Below are 15,655 nucleotides of genomic sequence, written 5' to 3' on the forward strand. Positions count from 1 at the left end.
TTCAATTGTGCTCGCGCAGCTCAGCTGAGCGTCTCATTTGAGTATAGAAGCACCCCCGCTGCCTGCGATAGTTCGTGCGCCCTTAGATGATGCAGAACGAAACGCAGTAGCGGGGGTAGTGGCCCGAGCTGGTCGGGCGCGGTGTAGCACTATGTACGGTGTAGCACTCTGTGAAGGCGCGGGTTAGACGTCGAGTGCGACCACGCCGCGGCGTACCGCCTCGATGGCCTCCTCGCAGCGAGCGCGGATGACCGGGTCCAGGGAGCGGATGTGCGCGATCTGGTCCAGGGCGTCCAGTACCTGCTTGGCCCAGCGTACGAAGTCGCCGGCGGCGAGGCCGGTGTCTTCGATGGCTTTTGCGAGGTGGGCGCCGTTTGCCCAGGCGTACATGGGTTCGACCAGGCCGAAGTCGCAGGCGGGGGTTAGGTCGACCTTGAACTGTTCTTCTGAAGCGTTGAGGTCGGCGAGGCGCTGCGTGATGGTGGCGATGGGTGCGCGCAGGGAGGGGTGCGGGTAGTGCGCCAGGTACTCTACCGCGTCGCGTTTGCCCTGGTAGGTCAGTGCGGCGACGGTTGCGGCGATGGCGGCGGGCTCCAGTCCGTCGAGGAAGTGCGCGTCTAGGCACAGGGCGGTGAGTAGGTCGCGTTCGCCGTAGATGCGGCGTAGGGCCTGGCCGCCGGTGGTTAGCGACAGTTCGCCGTTTTCGGTGCGTTCGACGTAGCCGTAGCTTTCCAGCAGGCGTGCGATGCGGTTGAAGACCTGGGCGATTGTGTTGGTGCGGCGGGCGATTTGGCGGCGCAACCCTTCGGTTTCGGAGTTGAGTTTCTGCCAGCGTTCGGCCCAGCGCATGTGGTTTGCGCGGTCGGAGCAGCCGTGGCACGGGTGGTTGCGTAGCTGAGCCTGTAGAGCCTCCAGCTGTGCGTCAATGCTGTTCTGACGAGCAGGGATGTTCTGCTGTGCGAGCGCACGCGGGGCGCGGCCGTCGTAGAGTGCCTGACGCATGCGGCTTGCGGTGTCGCGGCGTTCCTTGGGGGTTTTGAGGCTCAGGCGCTTGGGGATTTTGATGCGTGAGACCGGTTCGATGGCGCCTTCGAAGTCGCGGGTTGAGGCGGTGCGCTGGTGCGCGTCCTCGGTGACGATGCCGATGCGGGGGTCGGCGTGCGAGTCGGAGCGGGTGATGACGACCGCGTAGCCGCGGGAGCGGCCGTGCGGGATGTAGATGATGTCGCCGGGCAACAGCTGCTGGATGCTGTGGTGTGCCTGCGCGCGGGCGTGGCGTTCGTTGCTCTTGGAGGCTTTCTTCTCCAGTTCGGCGATTTGGCGGCTGAGCTGGATGTATTCGGTGAAGTCGCCGAGGTGGCATGCCATTGCTTCGCGGTAGCCTTCCAGGGCGTTTTCGTTTTTGCGTACGCGGGAGGCGATGCCCACGACCGACTTGTCGGCCTGGAACTGTGCGAAGGAGGATTCGAGGATTTTGCGGGTGCGTTCGGCGCCGTAGGAGGCGATGAGGTTTGCCGCCATGTTGTAGGTGGGGCGGAATGAGGAGTTCAGCGGGTAGGTGCGGGTTGAGGCGAGGGTTGCCACGTGTTCCGGGGACAGGCCGGGGCGCCATATGACGACCGCGTGGCCTTCGATGTCGATGCCGCGGCGGCCGGCGCGTCCGGTCAGCTGGGTGTATTCGCCGGGGGTGATGTCCACGTGGGATTCGCCGTTGTACTTGGTGAGCTTTTCCAGGATGACGGTGCGTGCGGGCATGTTGATGCCCAGCGCGAGGGTTTCGGTGGCGAAGACCAGCTTGACCAGGCCCTGGGTGAAGAGAGCCTCCACGACCTCCTTGAAGAGGGGTAGCAGGCCAGCGTGGTGTGCCGCGATACCGCGAATCAGCCCGTCGCGCCATTCGTAGTAGCCGAGGGTGTTCAGGTCGCGGGTGTCCAGGTGTGCCGTGGCCTCCGCAATGTAGGCGCGGATGGTCTGCTGCTGTTCGGGGGTGGTGAGCGTAATGTCGGCTGCCACGCACTGGCTGACCGCGCCGTCGCATCCGGCGCGGGAGAAGATGAAGCAGATGGCGGGCAGTAGACCCTGCTTGTCGAGGGCGCGGACCATTTCGGGGCGGGTGATGCGCTGGGGGCGCAGCGGTGCCTGTTCGCCGCGCTCACCGTCTGAGTAGCGGCGCGTGCGGTCTGAGCGGCCGCGCTCGCCGCTGCTGAAGGTTTCGTTGAGCCAGCCTTCGCGGCGGTGGCGGAAGCGTTCACGCTTGCCGCCGTAGCGGCCGCGTCCCGGGCCGGAACGGAAGCCGGGGCGTAGTGCCTTCAGCTGCGGGTTCAGGCGCAGGCCGGCCAGCAGAGGGTTGGCGCCCGCCTCTACGGATGCGCCGCGCTGCTTGGCCTTCTGCGTCTTCTTTGCCTGTTTGCGGGAGAGCTGCTCCTCCGGCTCCTGGTTTTTGCCGTTTTTGCCGTGTGCCGAGTTGTCCTCGGGCACGAAGAGGTCTACCACGCGGTGGCCGACCATCATGTGCTGCCACAGGGGCACCGGGCGGTGCTCGGAGACGATGACGTCCGTGCCGCCGCGCACCGTGTCCAGCCAGGCTCCGAACTCCTCGACGTTCGACACCGTAGCCGACAGGGAGATGACGTTCACGTGCTCGGGAAGGTGAATAATCGCCTCTTCCCACACCGCGCCGCGGAAACGGTCCGCCAGGTAGTGCACCTCGTCCATGACCACGTACCCCAGGCCGTTCAGGGTGGTGGAGTTGGCGTAGAGCATGTTGCGCAGCACCTCGGTGGTCATCACGACCACGGGGGCTTCGGTGTTGATGCTCGTGTCGCCGGTCAGCAGGCCCACGTAGTCCTCGCCGTACGCGCGCACGAAATCGTGGTACTTCTGGTTGCTCAGCGCCTTGATCGGGGTCGTGTAGAACGCCTTCATGCCGCGGCGTAGCGCCAGGTAGATGCCGAACTCGCCCACGATGGTCTTACCCGCGCCCGTGGGGGCGGCCACGAGGACGGAGCGGTCCGCCTCCACCGCGGCACACGCCTGACGCTGAAAGTCGTCCAGCGGGAAATCCAAGGAGGCCTCAAACGCGCCCAGGGCGCTCTTGGCGTATGCGGAGCGTTCGCGGGATGCGGCGTACGCGGCGGCGTAGTCGGTGCCGGGGTGCTCGTCAGAGGGGTGTGCGTCGGATGCGTGCTGTGCGTGGTGCTTAGTCATGGTACATCCAGTGTAGCGGCTGGCCTGCCGGCGCTCGGCTCGAAGCGGCGGCTTCCGGCCGATATCAGGTACGGGCGAACACATAGGTGAAAACACGTGGCACGCGGCGGCTCGAGCCCGACCGCGAGCGCATCCGGCGCGTCTTCTGAGCCTTGAAATCTTGGGCCTTGAAATCTTCCGGTCGGTGCGTGCTGGCGGGTACGCGGAAAGGGCGGGGCGCAGAGGTGAATCTGTGCCCCGCCCTTTCAGCGAGTACCCGTGATGTGGTGTTCCGTCAGGAACGTTTAGGAGGTTTTTTCTTCGTCGAAGTAGCCCATCTTGGCCAGGTCTTCGGCGCTGGTTGCGGTGTTCAGGGTTGCTTCGTCTGCGCCCTGCGCCAGCTTGGCGAGCTTGCGGTCGCGGCGCTTGTCGTTGAACATGCAGATGCCGATGGCCGCGAAGAAGAAGATGAGCAGCGGCGCCATGAGGACGAACATCATCATGATGTCACTACCGGGTGCGGTCAGTGCCGCGATGACTGCGACGAGGACGACGACCCAGCGCCAGGACTTCAGGATGGTCTTGCCTCGGATCAGGCCGAGCATGTTGATGCCGACGAGAATGACGGGGATGATGAAGGCGCAGGAGAAGGTGACGACGAACTTCAGGATGAAGGAGATGTACACGCCGGCGTCAATGTAGTTACTTTCGTTGACGGGGGTGAACTTCAGCAGTGCGTAGACGACGCCGGGGAGGGTGAAGTACGAGATGGCCACACCGCAGCCGAAGGCGAAGATGGCTGCGGTGAGGAAACCCGCGAGGTACTTCTTTTCCTTGGTGTGTAGCGCCGGTAGCAGGAATCGCAGCGCCTGGTAGAGCCAGACGGGGGACGCAATCACCATGCCGATGTACATACCAACTTTGAGCAGCTGGTCGAAGGGGGATGCAACGCTACCGTAGTTCAGGTTGGCGTTGCGGCCGGTTTCTGCGTTGATCTGCTGCAGGGGTGCGGAGATCATTTCGATGAAGGGCTGGTAGAGGAAGACCGTGCCGATGATGGCCGCGATGATGGTCGCGATGGCCGCCTTGATGAAGCGGTCGCGAAATTCGCGTAGGTGTTCCTTGAGTTCCATGCGCGCTTCAGGGTTGAGTTTGCGGTTGCGCACGTCCTGGTCGGGTGTTGCCACGGGGTGTCCTCTGGGTGTCTGTGCCTATGGTTGGCTGAGGGGTTTGGGGGCGGTGCCGCAAAACCCGTGCCGGCCGGTGGGCGGGCACGGGTTTGGGGCGTGGTGTGTTGAGACCGTTGGTTACTTGGTTTCGGTCTTACCGTTGTCTACGACCTCGCCGGTGACGACCTCTTCACCGTTCTCTGCCTTGGTGGCGTCCTTCTTGGGGTCGCTCTTGGCGTCGTTCTTGAGGCCTTCGACCTCGGTCTTGAAGATGCGCATGGACTGGCCGAGGCTACGTGCCATGCCGGGGAGCTTGGGGGCGCCGAAGAGCAGGACGACGAGGAGGATAACGACAATGATGGTTGCCGGGTGGCTGAAAATCTGGCCCATGATGTGCCTTTCTGGTTAGAGCAGGTCTCCGATGTTTTGAGGTTGGCCGAGTCGATCTCGTCGGGAGACCCGTCGCTTGATCCGCTCAGACCTGCGTGTCTGTTTGCCTTGTTCGTAGTTATTGTATGCCTCGGTGATGGGTGTGAATACCCCGAGGGTGGTGTCTCGCGGGAGTTTTCGAGTGGCGTTTGCTTGCGCGGTGTCGAATTGTCCCTCGATTGACTCGACCCAGGTAACGGTTTCGTCGAGTAGCGTGAAACCGCGAGTGAGTGCTTTGTAGGTGAACCATGCCAAGTAGAGGAGCGAGCAGATGATGAGCGCGCCCCATAGCAAAATCCAGAACCACCAAGACATGGGAACCATTATACAAGTTTTGAGGTGTTGTTTTGGTGGGGTGTTGATGTGTTCTGGGGGTTTTAGTCGTGTTTTTGCGGATGGGTGTAGGGTCTAGTTTTCTCTGGGCGAAGCGGGGTTGGCGTTGGCGAGGGCGGTGAGGTGCTCGAGGAGGGCGGCGCGCAGGTGCGCGGGCCCGGTGATTTCGAGGGATCCGCGGTGTGCAATGACGGTGTCGATGATGTTCTTATCCCCGGCGCCAGCGATGTTGTTGTAGTGCACGCGGACGTGGGTGGTTTTGGTGCCTTTTCGGGCGTGCTCGGCGCTGCGGCGCTTGTAGGTTGCGGTGAGGTTTTCGAGGGTTTCGCCGCCGGGGGTGTGGTCGGTGGGGTGGATGCGCAGATCGACGCTGGGGTTGGTGGTGGTTTTGTGCTGCTTGGCGTGCCAGTCGTTGACGGTGCTGTCGTGGTTGGGGCCGATGTAGTGCGGCTGTGCTTCGCCTGCGGGCGCGTAGCTGCTGATGCGGGTGAGGCGGAAGTTGCGCCAGAAGACAGGTTCGACGGGGGTGGGCTCGGCGCTGGTGGAATTGGTGGAGGCGCTCTCCCCCGCCGCGCTCGCGGGCTTCACGTTCTCAGCGGCAGGGCTCTCAGACAGCGTAGCGAGGTGGCGTGCCTCGCTGGCGCGGCACCACGCGTGCAGGTAGAGGCGGTCGCGGTGCAGGGTGAGCGCCACCGGGTCGACGACGCGTTCCGCATCGCGGGTGCCGTAGGTGATGGTGAGGGCGCGTCCGCTGGCGAGGGCGGCGCGCGCCTCCTGCAGCCGGGGGTCCTCGGGTGCGAAGAGCAGGTGCTTCGCGTAGTCGGTGGTGCGCGGGTAGGCCTCCGCGAGCGCGGCGAGGATCGCGGCCGGTCGCGGGTCGCCCGAGTACATCAGGTCGGCTGCGGAGAGCGTGAAGACGAGGATGGCCAGCTCGGTGTCGGTGAGGCGGGTGTAGTTGAGCAGGGTGAGGGATGCGGCGCCATCGCTGAATTCGGGGAGCAGGTTGAGACGGGCGGGGTTGGCTGCGTCGGGATCCTTAGCCTCAGAGTAGAAGGGTACCTCGTCGAATTCGTCGTAGATGGCGTTGATAATTTTGTCGAGCTTGGCTGCGTTGTTGTTGTCGACGCGGTAGAGGGGGTTGAGCTTGTTGAGGGGCATGGGCGTCTCGCCGTGGACGTCGGCCCAGCGGTCGGCGCGGTGCAGCGCGAGGATGAGGTCGTCGAGATCGTCGAGGGCGTCGTTGCGGGAACGCTGGGTTGTGGGGAACCACTTGGCGGGGGTTTCGGGTTCGCCGGTGTGCAGGGCGATGAGCTCACGCAAAAGTTCCCGCTGGGCGGCGTGGCTGTCCTGCTGGCGGCCGGTCAGGGTCTTGCCGGATGCGGGGTTCGCGTCGTGGTGCGGCTGGATGAGCCAGCCGGCGCAGGTGGCGTCGATGGCGCTGTCTACGGCGCCATAGGAGGGCACGGTGAAGGGTGCGGCGGGGTCCTCGGCACCGGGGTTGGGGTCGAGGACGGCGAGGGTCTCTTCGTAGCCGCTGATTTTCTTGAGGCGGGTGCGGGCCTCGTAGGCGGGGTTGATGGGTGCGGGGTCGATGCTTGAGAACACGTCGAGGCTTCGGATGCGGTCGGTGCGGTAAGTGTAGGTCTTGCGCTCTTCGGGGGTTTTGTCGCCGAGGGGAAAGTGCGCGACGAGATACCAGGAGCCGTAGCTGTAGATGAGGCCGGCAACGCTGACCTTCTCGTAGGTTTTGATGTCTCCACCGCTGCCCTGATAAGTGAAGTTGAGGGTCTTGCGCTGCGCGTAGGCGGTGAAGAGCTCGTAGAGGTGCGGGTCGTCGCTGAAGTGCAGGCGCTGGATGTGCTCGCGGTAGGCGTGCAGGTCGCGGGCGCGCTGCTTGACGGTTTTGGTGAGGGGCGGCTGGTTGTCCCGTTTGATCTCTTCGATTCGGGTGACGTTAGCCGCGGTGAGCGCCTCGTCGGTGAGGTGCTCGCTCGTGAGCGCAATCTTGCGCAGGATGCGGTAGGCCTCGTCCTGCAGTTCGGTACCTTCCCAGCCGCGCAGCTCGGCGTTGAGGAGGCGGAATTCTTCGGCGGTGGGGTTCCACGCGGTCAGCGAGTCGGGGGCTTCTGCGTTGAGGCGGTAGCGTCCGGAGGTGTCGGTGGTGAAGTGGGTGATGCGCGCGCCGGCGTCGCGCAGGGTCTGCTTGGCGCGTTCGAAGGCGCGTTCGCTCGCCTCGGAGAGCGCGGCCCCCGGGGCGGAGGTCTTGATGCCCAGGAGGCTGAGGAACTCGTCGCGGCTGATGCCGTTGCGGCGGGTGGCTTCGTCGGGCGCCTCGGCGACGGTGGCGAGGCGGTTCAGGGTCATGAAAAGCTGAGCTGCGGTGGACATGGTTCCATCATACCGTCTGTGTTCCGCGGCACTCGTTGAGCGTGCGGGAAGGTTACGGGAGGGATACGGAAGAGCCGTAGGAAGGGCGAGCCGGTATAGAAAGTCCACCGGCACGCGCCATCAACACGCATCCCCGGTGCGCAAAAGCCCGGCGCCTCTCCCACAATCGGGAGAAAGCACCGGGCTACGCGTCTTTTACGCAAGAAGCGTGAGAACCTGGCTAGTCCTTAGCGAACGTCGAGCAGGTCCACCACGAAAATCAGGGACTCGCCGGGCTTAATGACCGAACCCGCGCCGCGGTCACCGTAGGCCATGTCGGCGGGAATCTCCAGGCGACGACGGCCGCCGACCTTCATGCCGAGCAGACCTTCATCCCAGCCGCGGATAACCTGGCCAACGCCAACCTGGAAGGGCAGCGGCTCGCCGCGGTTCCAGGAAGCGTCGAACTCCTCGCCGGTAGAGAAGGCCACGCCGACGTAGTGGGTGAGCACGCGGGAACCGGGAACGACCTCGGCGCCGGTGCCCTCAATCAGGTCGGTGATGACCAGCTCGGTGGGGGCGTCGCCCTCGGGGAAATCGATTTCGGGCTTTTCGCGGTCGAGCTTACGCTGGCCGAAAGACATGGTGGTCTCCTTTGATTGATTCGAAGTGATTCGAAATGGTGGGGTGCGCTCGCCGCCCATCTCATGTGGGCGGCGAGCGCGGTTGAAAACGTGGGTAGCGTTCCCGGGTTTACTGCGCGGTAGCCGAGGGCGCCGGGGTTGCGGTGGCCGCATCCGTGGAGGCGCCCGAAGCCGATGCGGAGGCGGCGGCGGCGGAAGCGGCCTGAGCCCGTTGCAGGGTCTGCGGGTTCTCCTCGGCGCCCAGGATATCCACGACGAACACGAGGGTGCCGGTCGGGGTGGAACCGTTGGCGGACTCGTTGCCGTACGCCTGGTCTGCCGGGATAATCAGCTCAACGCGGGAGCCGACCTTCTTGCCGGTCAGGCCGGCGGTCCAGCCCTTAATAACGCCCTGCAGGGACAGCGCCGCGGGGATCTTCTCGTAGTTGCCGTCGAAGACCTTGCCGTCGGAGTACTGCACACCGAGGTAGCGCACGTAGATGGTGTCGGTAGCCTTCACCTCGGGGCCGGTGCCCTCGATGAGGGTCTTAGCGGTCAGCTCGGTGACGTCCTGCTTGGTGTCGGGCAGCTTGATTTCAGCCTTGCCGGTGGACTCGTCCAGGGTGAAGGAGGGCAGGGACGGGTCGGCGGGCTGAGCGGTGCCGGTGGCGTACTTGGGTAGCTTAGCCTTGACGGTGTACACCTCAACGTTGGTTGCGGTACCCGGGGACGCGGTCGAGGCGGTGGGCGTGCCGGAGGCGGTGCGCTGCTGCAGGATGTTGGTGCTGTAGGAGAAGGAGCCGCCAACCTTGATCTCCTTGAGCTTCTCGTACACCTCGGGGGCTGCCTGCTTGAGCTGGTCGTTGATGGGCAGCAGAATCGGTTCGCTGGAGTAGGTGGAACCGGCCACCTTGCCGTTAGCACCGTTGAACACGGCCGCCTCGACGAGCACGAAATCGCCATCGTTAATGGAGTCGCCGTTACCGGTCTCAATCACGTGCGCGGTGGGGGTGGATGCGGCGAAGGGGGTCGCGAAGGACACCTCGGGCTCCGCGGTGGCGCTCTTGAGGGTGTACTTGACGCCGGAGAGGTCATCGTTGGGACCGGCCTTGGGGGCGCAGGCGCTGAGAGCGAGCGCAAGGGCGACGCCTCCGACGCCGATATAGGTTAGGGGTGAGCGTTTGGTCATGATATATCCTCTGGTCGTGTGCGCGCCGGATAATGCGCGCGCCTTCAGAATAGTTTACAGGTACGGGGTCTGGGCGGTCTCATGCTACCGTCCGCGGCTGTGGGCAGGCTGTGCGCGGACGGAGTATCCGCAGGGTTGAAGCGTGTCTGCGAGGTTGGGGGCGTTCGCCGGAGCAAACGCCCCCTCACGTATTTCCCGAGCAGAGTTCGTCTGGCAGGGCTTGCCTAGCAGGGCTTGCCTAGCAGGGCGGCGGGAAAGCCGCCTCGCGGTGCTGACGCGCCTTGCCTTCCAGCAGGGTCAGTACCTCCTGCAGGCCCTCGCTGTCGGTCGCGAACGGGTCCTTGCACACCAGCGTGTGCTGCGGGTACGCGTTGAGCTTCAGATGCACCCAATCGACGGTGAACTGCTCCCCCGCCGCAACCGCCGCGTTAATGAAGCGCGAGCGCTGGGTGGCGCGGGTTGCCGGTGGCTCGGTCTTCGCGGCCTCTGCGGCGCCCTCGGGCAGGATGCGCTTGACCGCACCGCGGCGAACCAGGGCGTGGAAGACGCTACGGTCCGGATCGATGTCGTGGTACGCCAAATCCAACTGGCGGATGCGGGGGCTCGCATAATCGGCAGGCTGGCCGGCCGCGCGGGCACGGGCAATGTACGCATCCAGCAGCTTCTTCTTGATGGCCCAGTCGATTTCGGTGTCGATGCCGCTGTAGTCGCCGGATTCGATAGCATCCAGGGTGCGCTGCCACAGGTCCAGGGCGTATTCCACGTGGTGGTGATGCGCGCCGTACTGCTGCACGTACTGGCGTGCCGCATCCAGGTAGTGACGCTGAACGCTCAACGCCGTGTAGTGCTTACCGTCCGTGGTTTCGAAGGTTGCGGTGCCGGTCAGATCGTGGCTGATAGCGCGCAGAGCCGCCGGAACAGACACAATATCCAGGCTCGTGACCGGGAAGCGATCCTCGAGCATGCGCAGCACCAGGTCGGTGCTGGCAATCTTCAGCAGCACGGTCGGCTCGGCCATGTTCGAGTCGCCGTTGATGACGTGCATGCGACGGAACTTCGAGGCGTCGGCGTGCGGCTCGTCACGGGTGTTAATGAGCGGGCGAGCGCGGGAGGTTGAGGTCGATGCCGCCTCCCAGATGTGGTCGGCACGCTGGGAGAACGAGTACGAGGGCACGCCCGTGCTGGAGGCCGGGTCGGTCGAACCGGGCATCGGGCCGCCATTCGGGTGGGTCTTACCGGCGCCGACCAGAATCTGGCGGGTCACCAGGAACGGCACGAGCTGCTTAATCAGGTCGTTGAACTGCAGTTTGCGGCTAATCAGGTAGTTCTCGTGGCTGCCGTAGGAGTTGCCCGCCGAATCCACGTTGTTCTTGAACAGGTACAGTTCGCCGTCAAGGGGGCGGCCCTCGGAACCTGCGAGCAGGCGCTTGCGGGCGGTGCGCGCCAGGTCGGCGAAGAGCAGCTCGCCGGCGCGTTCCTGTGCGAGCAGCTCGTCGATGCTGCTACATTCGGCGGAGGCGTATTCGGGGTGCGAGCCGACGTCCAGGTAGAGGCGGCCGCCGTTGGGCAGGAAGACGTTCGTCGAACGCCACTGGTCCAGTACGGGCTTGAAGAGGGCGGCGGCGGATTCTTCGATGCTCAGCCGGCCCATGCCGTGCGGGACGTAGCTGAGCCCGAATTCGCTCTCAATGCCGAAAATGCGGTGTTCCATGATGATGACCCGGCGCGCAGGTGCGTCGGTTACTCGCCGCCCTTCTGGACGAAGCCGGTCACGAAGTCCTCGGCGTTCTCGGCCAGCAGGCCATCGATTTCGTCGAGCAGGTCGTCAACCTCGCTCACGTCAGAAACCACGTGGGAGGCGGCGAGGGTCAGTTCCTGCTCCTGCTCGGCGGCGGTGGTTTCGGTCTGCTGCGCGTTAATGCGTTCGCGGCTCATGGTTCTCTCCTTGAGGTTGGTTAGGTTAGTTAGTTTGGTTAGTTGGGTTTGGTTAGTCGGTCTGTGGCGGAGGCGGTGGTGCCGGTCGGCGCGGGTTGCGTTCCCGCGCCGGATGCACCGGATGCACCGCCTCAGTGGGTTTTGTGGTTTTCACCCTTCCGAATGGGGGTATCAGCCCCGGGACGGAATGTGAGTTCATGTGGGTTTGGGGCTGAAACGCCCCGCGTCGGGCCCAAACCCCGACACTGCCCCGCGCCCTAGCGCAGGCCGTTCAGCAGCGCATCCGAGTGGTTTGCCTCCTCCAGCAGCGGCTCCACCTCGGCGGCACCGTAGCGGGTCGGCTCCATCATCGTAAAGCGAGTCAGCTCCTTCGAATAGCGGCCACGGCACGAAACCGTATCCCAGTTAATACCCAGAATCTCCTCGGGCCAGCGGGACATCAGCGTGCCGCGCAAAAACGCGCGAGTCTCACGCGGCGGCTCAGACACCGCACGCTCCACCTGCTCCGCAGAGAACAGCGTGCGCATGCGCCCGCGCGCCACCAGACGATGGTACAGGCTCTTCGACGGATCAATATCAGCGTACTGCAAATCCAGCGCCTTCAGCTTCGGGTTCGCGTAATCCACGCCCTTCTCAACGTAGCCGCGCACCAGCGCGTACTTCGCCACCCAATCCAGGCGGTCCGCCAGCGAGAGCGGGTTGGTCTCCAGGGCGTCCAGCACCTCGCCCCACAGGTCGAGAATCTGCGCGGTCGCCGAATCCACACCCGCCGGGTTCGACTCCTCGTGCGCGCGGGACGCCTCGTAGTAGGCGCGCTGAATCTGCAGGGCGCTCGCCGAATCGCTCGTCGACACCGGGTTCGGCAAGGTCGCCGAAGAAGGAGCCAGCGGCAGCTGCGCCGACAGCGACAGGTCGTGGCTGACCGCGTGCATCGCCGCCACCGGGTCGGACAGGCGCACACCCGGCAGCACCGGGTGCTGCTCGCTGTGCGACTCAATCAGGTTCATGACCAGCGCCGCAGTGCCGAACTTCAACAGGTTCGAGTAGTGCGAGAGGTTCGCATCCGCCGGAATCACGTGCAGGCGGCGGTACTTCGACTCGTCCGCGTGCGGCTCGTCGCGCGTGTTCACAATCGGGCGGCGAATCGTGGTCTCTAGACCAATCGTGCGCTCAAAGAAATCGGCGCGCGAACTAATCTGGAAGCCAGGAACCTCACCGTGCGTGCCGATACCCACGCGGCCCGCACCCGTGAAAATCGCGCGCGTGGCGAAGAACGGCAGGAGCGCATCCGCCACCTGCTCGAACGGAACCTCGCGGCTAATCAGGTAGTTCTCGTGCGCGCCGTAGGACTGACCCTTCGAATCGGTGTTGTTCTTGTACAGCTTCACCTGCGGCAGGTCCTCGGCGTGCTTGCCCAGCTCCACGAGCGCCTGGTAGGCCAGCGCGTCACCGGCGGCATCGTACAGCACCGCGTCGGCGGGGGTCAGAACCTCGGGCGACGAATACTCCGGATGCGCGTGGTCCACGTACAGGCGCGCACCGTTGGGCAGGATCGCGTTCATCGTCACGCGGTCCCAATCCAGACGCTCCGGGAAACCACCGCGGCCGTGCACGCCGGCGAGCGCATCCAGGGCGCTGCGCGGCTCGGCGGGTTCGCCCGGTGCCTGCACGCCCGCCTCGCGCATAATCTCCAGGGCGATGTCCTGGCTGGTCAGCTCGGTGCGGGTGTGGGTCATCTGGCTCGAGTGCGCGGTGGAGGCGTCCTGCACCCGGCCGAAGGCGTCGCGCAGGGGCGACTCGGACTCCCCCAGCCACTGGCCCTCGGGTGCAGCGGGGGCGCTGGGTTCGGTCGAGTAGTTCTCGGCTTGGCGGGCCTCCTCGGCGACGAGCTCGGCGGCCAGGGCGCGGCGTTGCAGCTGCTCGCGGAAGGCCTCGCCGCGGCGGAAGGCGAGCTTGGCGTAGGTGTTGACCACCAGTGCGGACAGCACGGTCGGGTTGGTGCCCGGCGCGGAGGGTGCGATGACGCCGTATTCGGTTTCGGCGCCCATGATGCGGTGCACGCCGTAGCTGGGTGTGGAGTTCATGGGGTTCTCCTGAAGGGTTCCTATATAAATTCTGGACCTGCGGTAATGCCGGTCGTGTCGCGGGATAAGCGCTCGGTGAGTGCCGGATGAGCGCGACCCGGCTCATGCTTGTAAAGGCGGTTTAGCGGGCCGGTTCCACCGACACGAGGCGGCCGCGCACACCGGCGACGGTGAGCGCATCCTCGATATCGGGCAGAGGCGGCAAATCCACCTGGTCCTCAAACTCGGCGCGCACCGCCTCCAGCAGGTGGCGGGTACCGATACCCACACCGGCCGCGCCGTTTACCTCGGCCGCACCGGAAGCACCGGCGGCGGTCAGCGCCTGCAGCTGCTCCTTAATTGCGGCCTTCTTCGCGCGGTCCACAATATTGCGAATCACCGCACCCGAGGCGAAGTCGCCGCGGTAGAGCGTGTGCGTGGAGAGGTGGCCGGTCGCGGCGTTCGAAGAGCCCACAATCATGGAGGAATCCACGGTCGCCACGGCGTACGCGGTGGAGGGGGTACGCGCGTACAGCTGGCCCGTTGCGGCGGCAATCATCGAGGTCAGGGCGGCGCGGACGGATCCGGCGGCGGCCACCTCCGCGGCGTCTAGCGGCAGGTCCTCGGTCAGGTACAGGCCGAAGATTTCGGCGGCACCGGCGGCGTCCGGGCGGTTAATGCGAATCTTCAGGTCCAGGCGGCCAGGGCGCATCACGGCGGCGTCGATGAGGTCCTCACGGTTGGTCGCGCCAATCACGATGACGTTCTGTAGCGACTCCACGCCGTCGATTTCGGCCAGCAGCTGCGGCACGATGGTCGTCTCAATATCGGAGGAACGGCCCGAACCGCGCATGCGGAACAGCGACTCCATCTCGTCGAAGAACACGACGACCGGGTGACCGGCCTCGGCCTTCTCGCGGGCGGCCACGAAAATATCGCGAATCTGGCGCTCGGTTTCGCCCACGAACTTATCGAGCAGCTCGGGGCCCTTAATGTTCAGGAAGTAGCCGCGGGTATTCGACCCCGGGTTCAGCGCGGCGGCGCGGGCGGCCAGGGAGTTCGCCACGGCCTTAGCAATCATGGTCTTACCATTACCGGGAGGGCCGTAGAGCAGAATACCCTTGGGCGGTGCCAGGTGGTAGCGCTCGAAAATCTCGGGGTGCAGGTAGGGCAGCTCCACCGCGTCGCGAATCTGCTCGATCTGCGCGCCCAGGCCACCGATCTGGCTGTAGGTGACGTCCGGGATTTCCTCAAGCACGAGCTCCTGCGAGCGGGAGGCGGGCACCTGCGAGGTAATCATGCGGGTGCGCGTATCGAGGGTCACCGCGTCGCCGGTGCGCAACTGCTCAACATCCAGGGAACCGGCCACGCGCGCCACCTGCTGGGCGCCCGAGGAGGTATCGACCAGCACGCGCTCGCCGTCGAGCACCTCGCGCACGGTCACCACGTCGCCAAAGGGCTCGGTGTCCAGGGCGACCACGGCCTCGGACTTGTCGTTGAGGAGCACCGTCATGCCGGGGGTGAGGGTGGACAGGTCAATCAGCGGGGACACCGGAATACGCATGAGGCGGCCGCCAACCTGCACGTCCAGGTAGGTGTCAATCTCGGCGGGGGTCTTATCGTCGGCAACCTGCTCGTAGGTCATGGTCTGGCCCTCGTGCACGGCCATCACAATCGCCGAGTTCAGCGGCGGCATGACGTTCTGCGAGAGGGAGGCGCGCAGGCGCTCCACCTGGTAGCGCATGCTGGTGATGGCCTCGACGAGCTTGCGGTTCTTCTCCCCCGCGCCGCGAATCTGTCGGCTCATATTATCGCGGGTTGCCTCGGCGGCGGTGAGGCGACGCAGCACGGCGTCGTACTCCTGCGCGCTGACCGGCTGGGAACCGGGCAGGGAGGTCGAACCGAACGCGGCGGAGTAGTGCGGTGCGGCGGATGCGGCACTGTGTGCGGTGCCGTGCTGCGGGGTTCCGTTGCGGTCTGCGGATTCGTGGGGGGTCACGGTCTCTCCTATGCGTGTCCGGGCGGGTCGGGTTGTTGCTGGCGGGCCCTTCGGCTGCCTCGATGCGCGGGCTCCGTCAGGGCCGCGCCGAGGACGGGGTTGGTACTTTCAGTCTATCGAGAACGCGCGGCTCGGCCGGGGTTCGGGGCGCCAAATTCTCTGCGGGCTCACATGCTGACCCGGCAGTTCTCAGCTATTCCCCGCTCATCCCGGCGGTTTTAGATTTTTCCGGCGGGTCGGGGCGCATGCCCCGGCGTTTCAATGTTCAGAGGGTTGGCCGGGGGCGGCGTGCGCGGCGGCTCGAGAACAAAACCTGCGGGCGCTCCGCGGGGGCACCGGCTGATACCCGTGCCCCCGCGTGC

The 15,655-nt window shown here is 65.2% G+C and carries 10 protein-coding genes; all 10 read right to left on the bottom strand.

The features are described from left to right. Positions 1-183 precede the first annotated feature (183 nt). Positions 184-3,207 (bottom strand): DEAD/DEAH box helicase, encoded by a 3,024-nt coding sequence (locus ADJ95_RS08435; RefSeq protein WP_049334187.1) that lies wholly within the window; start codon positions 3,205-3,207, stop codon positions 184-186. Positions 3,208-3,491: 284 nt separating this feature from the next. After that, on the bottom strand, positions 3,492-4,373 hold the full coding sequence (tatC, locus tag ADJ95_RS08440) for a twin-arginine translocase subunit TatC (RefSeq protein WP_049334188.1): 882 nt from the start codon (positions 4,371-4,373) through the stop codon (positions 3,492-3,494). 120 nt (positions 4,374-4,493) lie between these two features. Next, positions 4,494-4,745, bottom strand: a complete 252-nt coding sequence (gene tatA / locus ADJ95_RS08445) for a Sec-independent protein translocase subunit TatA (protein ID WP_049334189.1) — start codon at positions 4,743-4,745, stop codon at positions 4,494-4,496. 447 nt (positions 4,746-5,192) lie between these two features. Next, a complete protein-coding gene (locus ADJ95_RS08455; protein WP_049334191.1) occupies positions 5,193-7,505 on the bottom strand; it encodes a helix-turn-helix transcriptional regulator in 2,313 nt (770 codons plus the stop codon). Between the two features lie 227 nt (positions 7,506-7,732). Next, positions 7,733-8,128 (bottom strand): FKBP-type peptidyl-prolyl cis-trans isomerase, encoded by a 396-nt coding sequence (locus ADJ95_RS08460; RefSeq protein WP_049334192.1) that lies wholly within the window; start codon positions 8,126-8,128, stop codon positions 7,733-7,735. 109 nt (positions 8,129-8,237) lie between these two features. Beyond that, complete coding sequence (locus ADJ95_RS08465; protein WP_049334193.1) at positions 8,238-9,296, bottom strand: FKBP-type peptidyl-prolyl cis-trans isomerase; 1,059 nt, start codon at positions 9,294-9,296, stop codon at positions 8,238-8,240. Positions 9,297-9,534: 238 nt separating this feature from the next. Continuing rightward, positions 9,535-11,007, bottom strand: a complete 1,473-nt coding sequence (pafA, locus tag ADJ95_RS08470) for a Pup--protein ligase (RefSeq protein ID WP_049334194.1) — start codon at positions 11,005-11,007, stop codon at positions 9,535-9,537. A 29-nt stretch (positions 11,008-11,036) separates the two neighbouring features. Further along, positions 11,037-11,231 (bottom strand): ubiquitin-like protein Pup, encoded by a 195-nt coding sequence (locus ADJ95_RS08475; protein ID WP_049334195.1) that lies wholly within the window; start codon positions 11,229-11,231, stop codon positions 11,037-11,039. 257 nt (positions 11,232-11,488) lie between these two features. Continuing rightward, the gene (dop, locus tag ADJ95_RS08480) at positions 11,489-13,315 is read right to left on the bottom strand and encodes a depupylase/deamidase Dop (RefSeq protein WP_049334196.1); all 1,827 of its coding nucleotides are present in this window, start codon (positions 13,313-13,315) and stop codon (positions 11,489-11,491) included. A 121-nt stretch (positions 13,316-13,436) separates the two neighbouring features. Continuing rightward, positions 13,437-15,293, bottom strand: coding sequence for a proteasome ATPase (gene arc / locus ADJ95_RS08485; RefSeq protein WP_049334197.1), 1,857 nt, complete (start codon positions 15,291-15,293; stop codon positions 13,437-13,439). Positions 15,294-15,655 lie beyond the last annotated feature (362 nt).

It is taken from the genome of Rothia mucilaginosa (genome assembly GCF_001061665.1).
Lineage (GTDB): Bacteria > Actinomycetota > Actinomycetes > Actinomycetales > Micrococcaceae > Rothia > Rothia mucilaginosa_A.

Excerpts from the sequence above, each read along its gene's own strand:
- pafA (WP_049334194.1), bottom strand. The coding sequence starts at position 11,007 with ATGGAACACCGCATTTTCGGCATTGAGAGCGAATTCGGGCTCAGCTAC.
- ADJ95_RS08455 (WP_049334191.1), bottom strand. The coding sequence starts at position 7,505 with ATGTCCACCGCAGCTCAGCTTTTCATGACCCTGAACCGCCTCGCCACC.
- dop (WP_049334196.1), bottom strand. The coding sequence starts at position 13,315 with ATGAACTCCACACCCAGCTACGGCGTGCACCGCATCATGGGCGCCGAA.
- ADJ95_RS08435 (WP_049334187.1), bottom strand. The coding sequence starts at position 3,207 with ATGACTAAGCACCACGCACAGCACGCATCCGACGCACACCCCTCTGAC.
- ADJ95_RS08465 (WP_049334193.1), bottom strand. The coding sequence starts at position 9,296 with ATGACCAAACGCTCACCCCTAACCTATATCGGCGTCGGAGGCGTCGCC.
- ADJ95_RS08460 (WP_049334192.1), bottom strand. The coding sequence starts at position 8,128 with ATGTCTTTCGGCCAGCGTAAGCTCGACCGCGAAAAGCCCGAAATCGAT.
- ADJ95_RS08475 (WP_049334195.1), bottom strand. The coding sequence starts at position 11,231 with ATGAGCCGCGAACGCATTAACGCGCAGCAGACCGAAACCACCGCCGCC.
- tatA (WP_049334189.1), bottom strand. The coding sequence starts at position 4,745 with ATGGGCCAGATTTTCAGCCACCCGGCAACCATCATTGTCGTTATCCTC.